The 579-nt window shown below is 68.9% G+C and carries 1 protein-coding gene; it reads right to left on the reverse strand.

Features of this window, described 5'->3' with window-relative positions:
- Positions 1 to 579, reverse strand: a 579-nt coding sequence (locus tag FJV41_RS49735; protein ID WP_246137918.1) for a condensation domain-containing protein, incomplete at both ends; no start/stop codon positions are given.

Here is a 579-nt window from a genome sequence, read left to right on the forward strand (position 1 = left end):
AGGAGCGAAGGACCTGCTCGCGCTCCTCTCCCGTCACCAGGGAGAGCGTCCCCAGGCGTGCGTCGGGACTGGAGATGAGGGCCTGGAGCGCGACGCTCCAGTGGCGCAGGAGGCGCTCGGGGGTGGATGGCTCGAAGCGCGCGGCGTCGAAGAGCAGGCGCAGCTCCAGGGCGTCCCCGGGGATGACGTACGCCTCCAGTGGGGTATCGGCCTGTTCACGCGCGCTGAAGTCGCGGATGCCCAGCTCGGCGCTGGCCGAATTGACGGCGGCATCGACGGGGAAGTTCTCGACGATGAAGAGGGACTCGAAGAGGGGCGTGCCGCGTGGCACGTCGCTCCACCGCTGGAGGTGGGTCAGCGGCGTGTGCTCGAACTGGCGCAGCTCGAGCTGCTGGGTGTGGAGCTGCTGGAGCCAGGAGAGCGCGGTGGCGTCTTCGTCGACGAAGATGCGGACGGGCAGTGTGTTGATGAAGAGGCCGACGGCGTGCTCGATGCCGGAGACGTCGGCGGAGCGACCCGAGGTGGTGGCGCCGAAGAGGATGTCGTGCTCACCGGTGTGACGTGAGAGCACCAGCGTCC

The organism is Myxococcus llanfairpwllgwyngyllgogerychwyrndrobwllllantysiliogogogochensis (assembly GCF_006636215.1).
GTDB lineage: Bacteria > Myxococcota > Myxococcia > Myxococcales > Myxococcaceae > Myxococcus > Myxococcus llanfairpwllgwyngyllgogerychwyrndrobwllllantysiliogogogochensis.